At 58.8% G+C, this 13,310-nt stretch carries 10 protein-coding genes and 4 tRNA genes; 7 read left to right on the forward strand and 7 right to left on the reverse strand.

The annotated features are described in order from the left end of the window. The first annotated feature begins 2 nt into the window (after positions 1-2). The 7 genes from RBA40_RS11330 to RBA40_RS11360 all read left to right on the forward strand — a co-directional run bounded on the left by RBA40_RS11330 (position 3) and on the right by RBA40_RS11360 (position 10,339). On the forward strand, positions 3-1,835 hold the full coding sequence (locus RBA40_RS11330) for a hypothetical protein (protein ID WP_306647974.1): 1,833 nt from the start codon (positions 3-5) through the stop codon (positions 1,833-1,835). Between the two features lie 429 nt (positions 1,836-2,264). Further along, entirely contained in the window at positions 2,265-3,365 is a 1,101-nt protein-coding gene (locus RBA40_RS11335) for an alpha-hydroxy acid oxidase (RefSeq protein ID WP_306647975.1), read from the forward strand. A gap of 92 nt (positions 3,366-3,457) precedes the next feature. Beyond that, on the forward strand, positions 3,458-4,708 hold the full coding sequence (locus RBA40_RS11340; RefSeq protein ID WP_306647976.1) for a hypothetical protein: 1,251 nt from the start codon (positions 3,458-3,460) through the stop codon (positions 4,706-4,708). A gap of 3 nt (positions 4,709-4,711) precedes the next feature. Then, positions 4,712-6,280, forward strand: coding sequence for an L-tyrosine/L-tryptophan isonitrile synthase family protein (locus RBA40_RS11345; RefSeq protein WP_306647977.1), 1,569 nt, complete (start codon positions 4,712-4,714; stop codon positions 6,278-6,280). Positions 6,281-6,370: 90 nt separating this feature from the next. Continuing rightward, complete coding sequence (locus tag RBA40_RS11350; protein ID WP_306647978.1) at positions 6,371-6,985, forward strand: GNAT family N-acetyltransferase; 615 nt, start codon at positions 6,371-6,373, stop codon at positions 6,983-6,985. 68 nt (positions 6,986-7,053) lie between these two features. Further along, entirely contained in the window at positions 7,054-7,992 is a 939-nt protein-coding gene (locus RBA40_RS11355) for a UDP-glucuronic acid decarboxylase family protein (protein WP_306647979.1), read from the forward strand. A 217-nt stretch (positions 7,993-8,209) separates the two neighbouring features. After that, on the forward strand, positions 8,210-10,339 hold the full coding sequence (locus tag RBA40_RS11360; protein WP_306647980.1) for a TonB-dependent receptor: 2,130 nt from the start codon (positions 8,210-8,212) through the stop codon (positions 10,337-10,339). 402 nt (positions 10,340-10,741) lie between these two features. Here the strand turns inward: RBA40_RS11360 and RBA40_RS11365 are convergent, their stop codons facing one another. The 7 genes from RBA40_RS11365 to RBA40_RS11395 all read right to left on the reverse strand — a co-directional run. Beyond that, positions 10,742-11,308: an HNH endonuclease gene (locus RBA40_RS11365; protein ID WP_099873554.1), complete on the reverse strand. Its 567-nt coding sequence runs from the start codon at positions 11,306-11,308 to the stop codon at positions 10,742-10,744. 199 nt (positions 11,309-11,507) lie between these two features. Beyond that, positions 11,508-11,597, reverse strand: a tRNA-OTHER gene (locus RBA40_RS11370). A 7-nt stretch (positions 11,598-11,604) separates the two neighbouring features. Beyond that, positions 11,605-11,680, reverse strand: a tRNA-Trp gene (locus RBA40_RS11375). Between the two features lie 42 nt (positions 11,681-11,722). Further along, positions 11,723-11,798: transfer RNA gene (locus RBA40_RS11380), tRNA-His, on the reverse strand. 22 nt (positions 11,799-11,820) lie between these two features. After that, complete coding sequence (locus tag RBA40_RS11385; protein ID WP_306647981.1) at positions 11,821-12,666, reverse strand: HEAT repeat domain-containing protein; 846 nt, start codon at positions 12,664-12,666, stop codon at positions 11,821-11,823. A gap of 70 nt (positions 12,667-12,736) precedes the next feature. Beyond that, positions 12,737-12,823: transfer RNA gene (locus RBA40_RS11390), tRNA-Leu, on the reverse strand. A gap of 120 nt (positions 12,824-12,943) precedes the next feature. Then, positions 12,944-13,310: HEAT repeat domain-containing protein (locus tag RBA40_RS11395; protein WP_306647982.1), on the reverse strand; the 367-nt coding region annotated here is incomplete at its 5' end.

The raw sequence follows: 13,310 nt of genomic DNA on the forward strand, positions 1-13,310 counted from the left end.
CGATGCTGACACCTTCAGAAATCCAGAGCATCGAGCACGGCCTGTTCGACATACAGCAGGTAGGCCAGGACATCACAGTGCCGTTTCGTGCAAACAAACTGCAGCACGCCAGCGTAGTGTGGATAAACGAAAGATGGTTTCTGGAAAGGCGGATCGATGTCACGGACACGGATGTGCGTCGACGCCTGGACCAGTGGCTGATCGACGAACATGCTTATCTTGTTCCGCTCGACGACGATGCGCCATGCGATGCTGCCGCTGGGACGAAGACTTTTCTGGCCGATTCGTACGGAAACTCGGAGATGGCGACCCACGGCGGGAGTGGCCGTGTAGGAATTACGGGCCGCTTTCAGGTCAAGGGCCTGGGCAGAACCCCGCTCGTCGGGGCGGCTGTCGACTGGCTGCATTCGCATGGTTGTCTGTGGCTTGAGGAAGCATTGCGCGAAGCGGTGTACGCGGAAATAACGGCAAACGAGTTTCCCCACGGTGCCGTGCCGGTGCTTGCCGTGATCGACACCGGGCTGCGCCACCAGCTTGAAAACGGGGAGGGCGGTGAGCGGCGGGCACTCAGTATCCGGCCGGTGGTGGTACGTCCGGCTTATTTCGAGCGCGCCGTCTTGTTTCAGCCGCCCGGGAAAGAGCATGAGGCAAGACAGCGTGATGTAAGACGGGTCAGGCAGGTGGTGCAATACTTCGAGCATCAATACCGGCAGGCGGAAGAGCTGGCGCTGTTGGAAAAATTTTCCAGGACTTTCACCAGCCTCGCGCGGCAGATCGCGTTTTCGCGGGCGCAGCGGCTATTCCCGGGTAACTATGCTTCGTCGAATGTGAGCATGGAAGGGGAGCTTCTCGATTTTGGCGCATTCAGGGCGTTGCCGAACTGGTGCCGCGCCATTTGCATGAACGCCTTTGAAGGATTCGGGAACGAGGGCCCAGAGCTGGGCGGGTCCATGAAATCCATCTCGTTCTACGTCAACAAGTACAAGGCGGGCGATTCCGCGAACCTGAATCCGGCAGCGTTGCTGCTTGCTTTTACCGAGGAACTGGAACGCGCTTGCGCCAGAGAGTTTTTATACCTGTTTCATCTGGAAGAGGTCGAAGACGAAGGCATCAGGCGGAAAGCCCTGGCGACCCTGTTTGCCTACTACGGCATGCAGCAGCGCTTCGAGGTCAGGTATCAGAACGGCGTCAAGAAAAAGCTGGACTGGCTCGGTGAGGTAGTTGCGCCAGGTGCTGCGCAAGCTGATTCATTGGCCACCGAGCGTATGGTCCTGGCTGATCTGGCTGGCGCGGTGCGATCCGGCGCTCTTGACGAAGAGAGCAAGGAATTGCTTTGCCGGCGCATGCGTGTGACTGCGGCAAGGTTATTGCCGGTGCGGCAGGAGATCGTCAGGGAGTCCCTGGCGGGCGCGCTCAACGCGGTGATCATGAAGAGGGATGCTGGCGATGGTTCCCGCAGCGGCATGATTGAGGACGCGGTCAACGGCATCATTGCGCGCAGCAGGCGCCATTGGCCGGCGCTGCCGCGAAACCTGATTGTGCTGGCACAGTTTTCCAGTCCGCGCTGCGCCCTTTGTTATTGCCTGGATCCGGAAAATGGAAAATATTTTCTATGGATGGAGGCTGCGTCCTTGAACCATGATCTCTGGTGCCTCGATCAATGGCTGGCGCAGTCGGTGGTGGAGCCCTACCGGTATCACGGCGGGCGTAGCGGGTGGTACGGATTGTTTCCGGCCAGTGCGTCGGCGCCAACAACAACGGCGCCAGAACTTGATCTGCACCTGCCGGATGGCGCCATCTGGTTCGATGCAAATGAATCTTGTGGTCCGAAATAGAAAGTCGGGGCGAAAAACGGTTTGGATAGTTATGCCGAAGTCGGGACGGCTGGTTCTCGATAATATTGGAGAGAAAATCATGCGTGATCTCAACGAAAGCGAAGTCGCCCACGTCGGCGGCGTCCAGGCTGCTGCATCGTAAGAGCAGTGCTGTCGCATTGTTACTAAACTAGGCATGGATTGCTGGTTTGCGAGCTCATTCTCGCGGGTGAGCTCGATTTTTCCGAGGTGGATTCCGGTCCGGACGCGGCACTGAACGTCATGCCGTTTGTGGTTTCCCGCTGCCGTCCAACAACGTGTTGTAAGCCGGTCTGTTGCAAATGAATCTGTGGCGCAAGGCGATCCCAGTCGCGATGCGATTAACAAGGGGTCAACCCTGTGGCGGCTGATCCGGGCGGCCCGTGAACTGTTTTCTGATATTGAGTCATAATGAATTCCTTGGTTTCCCCAGAGCAAGAACGCATTGCGTCCTGCGTGCTCCTCGATGACTTTATCGAAAGGGCGAAGGGCTGTCTTCCCAAAGCCAGTTTCGATTATATCGATGCCTGTGCAATGGATGGAGTGACGTATCGTGCCAACCGCGCGGATTTCGACCGGCTGGCGTTTTCGCCGTTGGCGATGCGCGCTGTGGCGGCGCCCGATCCGGCGACCAGTTATTTCGGCCGGACGCATGACGTCCCGATCGGAATCAGCCCGATGGCGTTTCATCAGCTCGCTCATCCGGAAGGTGAATTGGCCACTGCCAGTGCGGCGCAGGCGGCGGGTGCGCCGATCGTTGTTTCCTCGATGTCCAGCCGTTCTTTGGAAGAGATTGCAAAGCATGCGCGCGGCGCCAGGCTGTGGCTGCATGTGTACCTATTCCGAAACCGCGATGTGACCCGGAGATTGATCGCGCGCGCGCAAGACGCCGGTTTCGAAGCCATCACGGTCGGCTTGGGCTGCCCGGCGCTGGGCAAGCGCCCTGTCAATCTGCGTAATGCCTTCACGCTGCCGGATGGTGTCGGCGCCGCCAATTTCTCCCGCAATCCTTCCGATCCAACAGCATTATCGTGGGTTGACGCCGAACTCGATCCGTCTGCCACCTGGTCCGACATCGAGGCGCTGTGCCGCCATACGTCGCTCCCGCTGATCGGAAAAGGCATCATGAATCCGCTGGATGTGCCGCCTGCGCTCAATGCCGGGCTATCCGGTCTCATGGTGTCGAACCACGGCGGCAGGCAGCTTGACGGGTGCGTTTCATCCATCCGCGCACTGCCGGACATTGTCGCCGCCGCCGCCGGCCGGGTTCCCGTTTTTCTCGATAGCGGCGTGCGGCGCGGGACCGATGCGTTGAAAGCGCTGTCGTTAGGTGCCAGCGCCGTCTTCGTCGGCCGCCCCGCACTATGGGCGCTCAGTGTCAATGGCGAGCAAGGGGTGATCGACATGCTGTCCATCTTGAAGGATGAGTTGCGCCTTGCAATGCAGCTGGTCGGCTGTGCGAACTTGAAAGATGCACGAGCGCTGGCGCCGGATATCCTGCGCTGGACCTGACTATTTTCGCTTTCAGCCTGGTGCACGCCGAAGCCGGCCACCTCTCGGTGAGGTTGCCGGCACGGCAGGCGCCGCGTTGCGAGTTTTGAAGTATGGCTGCGCAATTTTTCGACTGGTTTAGACCGATGCAATCTGATATTTCTGGTATGTCACCTGGCGCGCCGACAGCGCGTTACCGTGCCCTTTTTTACGTCTTCGATGGCGGCAGCGGAATCGGTCATTTGCGCCGGCTGGCGCGCATTGCCGCGGCCATGCAGGATCGATTCTCTTGCCTGATCATTACCGGGCATGACGTCGGGCCTCAGTGGATCGTTGCGCAAGGGTGCGAGTACATCCGCCTGCCAGCGTGGGATAGCCTGATTCCCGCCAAAGCCGCGTACTGGGGGAGAACGCCGTTCCTGGATGTGCCTTTGAGCGAGGCGGTCGAACTTCGCCGCTCCATCCTGGAGGGTGTATTCAAGGGGTTTCGGCCGGACGTGCTGCTGGTGGACCATCTTCCCCTGGGCGCTCATGAGGAACTGGCGCCGATTATCCGCAACGGAGATTGCCGCAAGTATCTCATCACGCGCGGCGTGCAGAACGAGACCGAGGATCTGCAGCGCCTGGTGCTGGGAGGCGCCGCCCTTGACAGCCTGCGCGACAACTACACGCGTATTTTATCGGCGATCGACAAGCGGATTTTCGACTTCTCCGCGAGCTATGGGCTGCCTGCGGAAATCGCACAGAAAATCAGTTCGACAGGGTATGTTGCGCCGCCGGTCGCGCCTGAGCATCGCGCGCAGACGCGCGCCGCACGCGGCATTGGCGAGGACGCGCTCTGGGTTGTCGCTTCCGCCGGCGGCGGGCAATGGGGAGAGCCATTGATGGAAGCTTGCCTGGCGCTGACGGATCTGGATCGGACTGTCCATTTCGATATTATCCTCGGCCCGCGCTCGAGGCTGCCCCGTCCGGCGAATAACCCGGAGTTGCTCGATGGTGGGCGGATAAGGGTGCACACGTCCTGCTCCAGCCTGGCTGATTTCCATTCGGCTGCGGATCTGGTCATTACCACAGGCGGATACAACTCCCTGCTTGAAACCCTGCAGGGGCAAGCCCGCATTCTGTGCCTCCCTTACCGCAAAGATCCCGGGGATGAGCCGGTCCGGCATGCCAATTGCCTGAAACAGCATGTGGACCTGCAGGTCGATACCGATATTTCCCGGCTGCCGGCAATGTTTGAGGCGGCGATCAGGGAGTGCAGGACCGGCCCGGCCCGCGACCAGCGCCGCGCAATCAGCATGGATGGGGCGGATGGTATCGCGCAAATCGTTTTCAACGACGTGTCGTCAGCTAAAGGCTTATGAAGAATGATCAATGAAATAGACCCGCCTGAGTCATTGGCGTATCACGTTGGCTTGAGTAAAAAACGGGAAATGGTCATCAGCTCCCATTTCATGCATAAAATTTCGCAGAATCCATCCCTTCATCTGTACAAGAACCGGTATTTCCAGTCAAAACGGCTTGTGATCAACCGCGAATTCGTCATTGAGGAATTGATTCCGATTTTGAAATCGGCGTGTGCCGATTTCTGTGAAAAACGGGCTACCGCGGCCAAGCGGCGGGCATTGTCGAGATACAAAAGTTTCGGTTATGACACGGAACAGATGATTGGCGCGTCGGAAATCATTACGGAGGCGTTGCTCGATAAAGAGTTTTCAAGAAACGGGGAGAAGTACAATTCCAGGCATGAGCTGAATGAAAAAGTAAGGCGAATGATTGACGAGAAGGGGGCGATTGAAATGACGATGCCCGCGCTTCCGTTCAAGATTCCGTCGCCGCTGAAAAGCCGCGGCGATGCGCCCGACCTTGGCGAAATCAATTTTCTGCTCAGCGTCTACGAGATTGCCAGGACCCTCGAGATCATTTGCCAGAAGGAAGCTTGTTCCGAAACGGGCATCCAAGTCAGGTTTGCGATCGTTTCCGATGGCTCGCGTTTCGATGATATCGTCAACGAGTCCGGCAATACGTTAAGAATGTACCAGGATAAACTGGCGGGCTGGATCACCCTGCTCGGGGTCGAAGCGTATATACAGCTGATCGACTACCGGCTCCTGCTTCGGGACAAGCTGCCCAAGAAGATATTCGATTCCAAGCTTGAATTATTTCGCCAGGCCCATGCCAGCTACACCAAAGCGTTATGGCCTGTGTTCGATCCCGACGATATGGTGGCCTCGTTTGAGGCTGCCCGGCAAGTGGAGCTGGATCCCGAGTACGGAAACGCAGAAGGCAGGTTTTTCTCCTTGTTCAAATCGCTGGTGTATACCGTCAAGTACAAGGCATTGCAGGAACTGAGCTTCTGTTCGGACGACCAGCGCTCGGTGATTTACAGGGAATTGACGGCCCATCTGTTCCAACCCTACGACAGCGATGCCGCTGCCGCTGCCATGCCAATGTGGACGGACGCCGTCAACGAGGCTGGCATCGACTTGTCGCTGGAAGTCAAGGAACGGCTGCGCAAGGCCATGCTGGCCGAGGCGTGGGGGGCTGCGATTAATTACATTTCGGAAATAAAGAGCGATCGCGATCTTGCTGAAGACCCCATTCTGACCTGTCTTCCCGAATATTTGCGGTGGACAATTCATGCGAAACAAGGGCAGCTCGCGATTGCCACGCCGCCAATCCTGGGCATGAGCGTGCAGCCCTGGGCGGGAAGTGCGGTGTTCAGGCTGACCAGCAAGGGAGGAATCAGGTTGTGCACTCTGCCCTCATTGATCCTGGAGGGCGCCTCGGCGATCCCGGTCGTGGTCGAGGAAAATGGCGGCTCAGGCGCGTATTCTCAGCCGCTGTTTTATCTGGATAAGGATCTCGGGATTGCCGACGTCGCCGATCTGTTACCCCTGCTTCGCGATTCCTACACCAGGCAGCGCTTCAGTTGAAGCGCGTGGCACTCCTTTCGGCAGCAGCGCCGGAGCGCCGCCGCGCGCGTCCCGGTACAACATTGGTGCATTTTCTAAACGAGGTGAACAGTGAATTTCAAACGGCCTGAGACCTTATCGGGGCCAAATATCGTTCTGGAACCCTTGCTGCCTTGTCACCGCGAGCCGTTGAGGGCTGCGGCGGCGGATGATTCCGATATATGGCGCTATTTTCCCGTGAATTTCAACGGGGCAGGCCAGGACTTCGATCCCTGGTTCGACTATACCCTGCAGCGGTATGCGGAAGGCATGCATTATCCGTTCGCCGTCAGGCGCCGCAGCGACGCGAAAATAATCGGTACGACCCGCTTTTACGATATGTCGTATGATCACCGGCGCTTATCCATCGGATCAACCTGGTACTTGAAGGAGGCAAGAGGAACGCTGGTCAATGCCGAAGTCAGGCTGCTTACCATGAGCTATGCGTTCGAGCGCCTCGCCATCAATCGACTGGAAATGATCACGGACGTGCGCAACCTGAATTCACGGGCGGCCATGAGAATCCTGGGTGCGGTTCAGGAAGGCATCATGCGCAATCATATGATTTATAAGGATGGCCGCGTCCGCGATTCGATTCTTTACAGCATTATCGCGCCGGAATGGCCGGAAGTGAAACACAAGCTGATGTCCAAGCTCGATTATGTTGTCGAACAATTGGCGTATTAGCAGGTGACACAGGCGGTCGGTGCGGAGCTGGGAACGTCCGGGCATTGGTATTGAATTTAGGAAACTTTATGGAAAAGATTTTGGTAACCGGGGGTGCCGGGTTCCTCGGAAGCCACTTGTGCGACCGCTTGGTAAACAGTGGCGCAGACGTGTTATGTGTCGATAATTTTTTTACCGGCAGCAAATCCAATCTTGCACACCTGATAGGCAAGCCGAACTTCGAGCTGATGCGGCACGACGTCACTTTTCCGCTCTATGTGGAAGTGGACAAGATATTTAATCTGGCCTGTCCCGCCAGTCCCGTACATTACCAGCACGATCCGGTGCAGACCACCAAGACCAGTGTGCAGGGGGCGATCAATATGCTGGGATTGGCCAAGCGCGTCAAGGCGCGCATTCTGCAGGCGTCGACCAGCGAGGTCTATGGCGATCCCGAGATCCACCCGCAGACGGAAGATTACTGGGGCCGGGTCAACCCGATCGGCATCCGCTCGTGCTACGACGAGGGCAAGCGTTGCGCCGAAACCCTGTTTTTCGATTATTGGCGCCAGCACAAGCTGCGCATCAAGGTCATCCGGATCTTCAACACCTATGGTCCGCGCATGCATCCGAACGACGGTCGCGTGGTCTCGAATTTTATCGTCCAGGCGCTCCAGAACAAGGACATCACCTTGTACGGGGACGGCCGCCAGACGCGCAGTTTCTGTTACGTGGACGATCTGATCGATGGCTTCATGTCGATGATGGATAGCCCGGACCATATTACGGGACCGATCAACATGGGAAACCCCGGTGAATTTTCCATGATCGAATTGGCGGAATTGACTTTGCGGCTGACTGGTTCGAAGTCGAAGATTGTGTTCCTGCCCTTGCCTCAGGACGATCCGCGTCGCAGACAGCCGGACATCGACGAAGCGAAGGAAAAACTGCACTGGTGGCCCAAGGTTCAGCTGGAGGATGGGTTGAAAGAGACCATTGCCTATTTCAGGAGTGCGCACGATCTTTAATCATGGCAGCGCGCCGCTTGGGCGCCGCTGTCCCATTGGCGGAAAGACCGGCCGGACTGGACGATGTTCTGTCCGGACTTGCTTGTTTGCATACCTGCGTAAGGAACAAGGCGCAGCGCTTGTGGTGCGATGGCCTGAACGGCCGATTCGCCGCGCGATGCCTGCGTGATGGTCTTATCCGGCTGCTGAAGCAGTCAATCTTGCGAAGTTCAATACAATGTTAAAAGAAATCAGCAACGCCAGACGTCTCCTGTGCCGCCATACGCAAGGCTATGCGGTAGTTGGGACGACACTGTCCGTGATCCTGGCCGGGCTGGCCATCCTGCCTGCGCCAGCGCGCGCTGAAGAGCCGGAAAGCCCGACGGTTACGATTGCAGGAAAGAAAGAGCCGGTTGTCAAGAAGGTCGATAAGACGGTGTATGACGTTTCCACTATGGCGAGGGCGGCAAACGGTAGTGCACAGGATGTCTTGCAATCGACTCCCGAGGTATCGGTCACCGCCGACGGGCAAATCTCGGTCAAGGGAAATACCCAGGTCACCGTCCTGGTCAACGGCAAGCCGACGGCGATGATGTCGGGTGACGAGCGGGCGGTGGCGCTGCAAACCATGAGCGGCACCGATATTGCCAGCGTCGAAGTGATTACCAATCCTTCAGCCGCCTACAGCGCCAATGGCGGTGCGATCGTTAATATTGTGTTGAAGCGAAACCGCAAGCCAGGCACGCACGCGCAGATCAAGGGAAGCGCCACTGACCAGGGCCTGTGGAATGTCGGTACCTCGGGCGACGTGACCAGAAAGGATTTGAGCGTGCAAGGCAGCCTGGCGTACCGCCGCGACGGCACGCGCAAATTGCGCCAGTCGGCAGTCGACTGGAATAATCCTCTCAGCGGCGAGACCGGAAGTACGCTGCAGACGTCCGAGGTATTCGTCCGCCGCAAGGTCCAAAGCGCGTCACTGGGCGTCGATTATGCCCTCAGCGACACGGATAGCCTCAGCCTGTCGGCACGCTATAACGACCGCGCGTCGCGCCCGCTGTTCGACACGCTGAACGTGGCCCGCGACGGCGCTGGCGAGCGCATCTATCATCGCATCTCCTACGGCCCCAACGAGCAGGCCGACGACAGCGCCAGCCTCAGTTACAGCCACCAGGACTCCGGCACTGCGCTGAAGGCGATGCTTCAGCGCAGCAATACCAAGGGCTTGATCGACAAGTCCTATCGCGACGTGTCCGTCGAACCGGCGCGCGCCACCAGCTACAGCCACGGCGCCACCAGGTCGGCGCGCCACCTCAACCAGGCCACCCTCGACTGGAGTCGCGCGTCCGGTCACGGCCAGTGGGGCATGGGCCTCGATATCCAGGACGAAGTCAACGACCTCTACAACTATCAGGCATCGGTCGATCGGCTGACGGGAGCGGAGACGCCCGATCCCGATACGACCAATGGCTATGGGGTGGCGACTACGCTGAGCGCCGCCTATATCACCGACCAGATCAGGCATGGAAAATGGGAAGCGCTGCTGGGCGGCCGGATCGAGCGCATGGCGCTGCGGGTGAGACCGGCACATGGCGTGATGCAGACCGGGCGTTGGCAGGCATTCAATCCCAGCCTTCACCTGAAATATGCCGCCAGCGACAAAACCGACCTGACGCTCAGCTTTCGGCGCAGCCTCCAGCGGCCCGATCCGCGCGATCTGAATCCGTTTACCACCTACGTCGATGCGCAAAACCTGAGCCGCGGCAATCCCGGCCTCCAGCCGCAGCTTCTGACCTCGTGGGAGATCGGCACCAACGCGGACATGGAGAACTTGAGCGGCAGTGTGAGTGCCTTTTACCGCACCAGCCGCGATACGGTGACCGATGCGCGCAGTTTTGCCGACAACGTGCTTGTTACCTCGAAGCAGAATGGCGGGCAAGCTCGCTCGGCGGGCGTCACCGGCTCTATCGAGTGGACGCCTGATGCGACGCTGAGTTTCGGCATGGACGGTGGCGTCTATCGCGTGATGCTGTCTACGCCCGATCTCTATGGCCGCGTGCGCCAGGACGATATCTCGGGCTATCTGAAATTCAGGGCAGCTTACAAAGTCGGACCGGACGACGTGTCGCTCGACGCTCAAGCCCAGTCGTCAGGAATCACACCGCTCGGCCGATTTGGCGCGACCAGCAGTGTGAACCTGACCTGGAAGCACCAATTGAGCAAGACGCTCGGCTTGACGGTGAACGCCAGCGATATTTTCGATGGCAGCAAACGCACCTACCGGACAGACGCCAGCACATTCCGTCAGAATGGATTCGATCACTTCGTCGCAAGGCGCGTCTACGTGGGTTTTGTAAAAAAGTTCGAGTGAGGCCAACGATCGGATCGAGATAAGGGAGCACGCATCTCGGTGCGGCGTTTTGTGCCGATTATCGGCATACGCCATGGGGGTATCCTGTGTCGCGCCGGATGCGCGGCGGCGGCCGCCTGTCGAGCCAGCTCATGCGGTGGCGCCGCGCGGAGATTGACCGGCCGGATGGAACGCTGAAAGCCGGTGCATGGGCGCATCCGCCGTGCTCGCGCATCTGGCGCAGTTTCTCCGCTGTCTGAATAGTGGGCATGATCCCAATAACGCCATTTACAGAGGCATTCGACGGGCATTGTAAATTTGCTCAATCACAATTTAATGCCGTCTCGGCGCGCCGCCGTTCAGGCCACGGCATCCTTGGGAAGCTTAAGCAGCAGCGCCAGCAGCGCCGCCGCCATCCTTTTCTCAGGCCAGCAGGCGCGAGTGTTTCGGCAACTTGGCCGATAGATAATCATGCTGGTCCGCCAGCACATTCCTGCCGCTCAAGATGAAGTGCTCGAAACGGCATGGCACATACGGCACGTACAGCAGCGGATGGAAGTCGTGCACCATGGTGGCGCCCTTGGCCTGGTTGCACGGCTTGCAGGCGGTGACGCAGTTTGTCCAGCTATCCTTGCCGCCGTGGGTGCGCGCCAGTACGTGATCGCGCGACAGGTGCTGGCGGGCGAAGACGTTGCCGCAGTAAGCGCAGGTATGGCGGTCGCGCGCGAACAGCAGGTGGTTATCGTCGCCCAGCGGCAGCGCCACGCGCAGTTTTTTGGTCATGCGCTCGCTGCCCGAAATGGAAATGATCGGCTTGACCGTCATCGTCGAGAGCACGCCCGCATTCGACACGCCGCCGCGAAACAAGAATTCACGGTCGCCCAGTTCCCACGCTACCTTGCCGACGGCGTAGTAGTGGATCGCTTCCTGGGCGGAGATCCATCCGAATGGATTTCCTGCGATGTCGAGTGCTAAGATTTGCGGAGTCATATTTTCACTTTTACTGATGCCTGTTTGAATGGAATAGTAGAAAAGACCGGCGCTTGGGCGCTGGCCGGAGAATGAAAATCTGGACAGGTGTTAACGTGATAATACGCCTTGCAGGCAAAGCAGCAAGCACGAAAAAAAGGCGCAGCGCGCATTCCGGGGCGCCGTGAGGAACGCCCGAGCAATATCGCTTGCGCTGCATTGGAGTGGGGTGCCGGATTCGAACCGGCGAACAACGACTTTGCAGTGTGCCCTTGGGCGTCGCGCCCTTGGACCGCTCGGGCAACCCCACGTAAAGATGGCATCCCAGGAAGGAGTCGAACCTTCAGCCTTCGGTTTTGGAGACCGCTGCGCTGCCAATTGCGCCACTGAGATAGTGCGTCGATGATTGCGGCAGAGAGCGCGCAATCGAAGAAATGGGGTGACGTACCGGATTTGAACCGGCGGCCCTTGGAATCACAATCCAATGCTCTGCCAACTGAGCTAACGTCACCATTGAAACCTTATAAAAACTATTACTTTTTGCTGCCCCCGCAAGCGGCGATGGCGTCGTCAAGGCGGTTATGCCAGTACGAATTGCTGTCCTCCTTACGGCTGACCGCATTCCTGATCGCGTTTAGCGGCGCCAGCAGCAGCGGATGTGCCATCATGTCGGCCGCTTCCAGTTCGAAGACCATGCAGTCTTCATTAAGGCGTTCTAGCAAAACCGCGATCAGGCGTTCATCCTTGCGCGACGCCAGTCCGGCCAGGGCTTCGCCGCTGACGTTCTCGTTGCTGTCGCCAAGGTTTTGCCACAGGCGCTCGCGGATCTCGGCAGTATCGGCCTCGTGCATGCAGCCGAGCGCAAAGGTGGCCCAGTCGCGCGTATCGTCGTCAGGGTCGGTCGCCAGCACCAGCAGTGCCTCGACCGAGGCATCCTCGTGATACTGTGCGAGGGCGAATGCCACCTGAAAGCGAATATCCGCATCGGCGTGCGTGGCGAATGCGAGCAGCGCCGGCAGTGCCGATGGATGCGGGCGGTGGGCGAAACCGGAAATGGCCGCCGTCACCACGTTCGTTACCGGGTCTTTTAAACCGGTAAGCAACAAGGCCTGGGTTTCCTCCACGGCGTACTCGTCGCTTTGGGTAAGCGCGGATATTGAGTAGCGCTCGCGCCTGAGCTGGGAAGCGATATACATCGCCAGCGCGCGTTTGTGCGCGTTTTTGCTGGCCGCAAACCGCCGCGCCATCGCCAGGTTATCGGGTGAACCGAGCATCTGCAGCGCGCGGATCGCTTTCCAGCTCGTTTCGCTTTCCCACGCCTGGAGCGCGCTGGCGGCCAGGCTTTTCAAAGAGGCTTGTTTTACAACGGTCTTTTTCATGCGTGCCGATCCGGTTGATTGAATGCGGCCCAGTATAGGCGCGCTCAATACCGCGGCGAACATGGGTGATTGGTGCGCTCGGAGGGCGTCGAACCCTCAATGCCTTTGCGGCGCCAGATTTTGAATCTGGTGTGTATGCCATTTCCACCACGAGCGCGGTGCAGGTCCCGGTTGCCTGCCGGGGTAGTGCGCACTTTCGGAGCGCACCACGGCTTGCGCGTGCCGGGCTGATATCCGGAACCCGCTGGCTGACTTCGTCACGAACCCTATCCGGGAACTATGGGATAACCGCGGTTAGGCCACGCGTGTCTTGTCCCTTCCCGCATGTCATCATCGGGTCGTCCGCCATCGCCACCAGCGCGTCGATTGATGCGTCGTCGTCATAGTTTGCCAAGGCGAATCCCACCTGAAAGCGGATGCGGGCATCGGTGTGGGTGGCCAAGGCAAGAAGCGACGGCAAGGCCAATGGATGCGGGCGGTAACCGAAGCCGGCAACAGCCGCCACCACGACGTTATCGATGGCATCCTTCATGCCAGCCAGTAGCAAGGCCAGGGTTTCCTCCGGGGCGTACTCGGCGCTGTCGGTGCCCTGTTGTGCCGGGCAAGGCTGGCGCCTGAGCTTCGAAGCGATACGCATCGCCAAC

Source organism: Massilia pseudoviolaceinigra (assembly GCF_030846505.1).
In the GTDB taxonomy this organism is placed as follows: domain Bacteria; phylum Pseudomonadota; class Gammaproteobacteria; order Burkholderiales; family Burkholderiaceae_D; genus Telluria_A; species Telluria_A violaceinigra.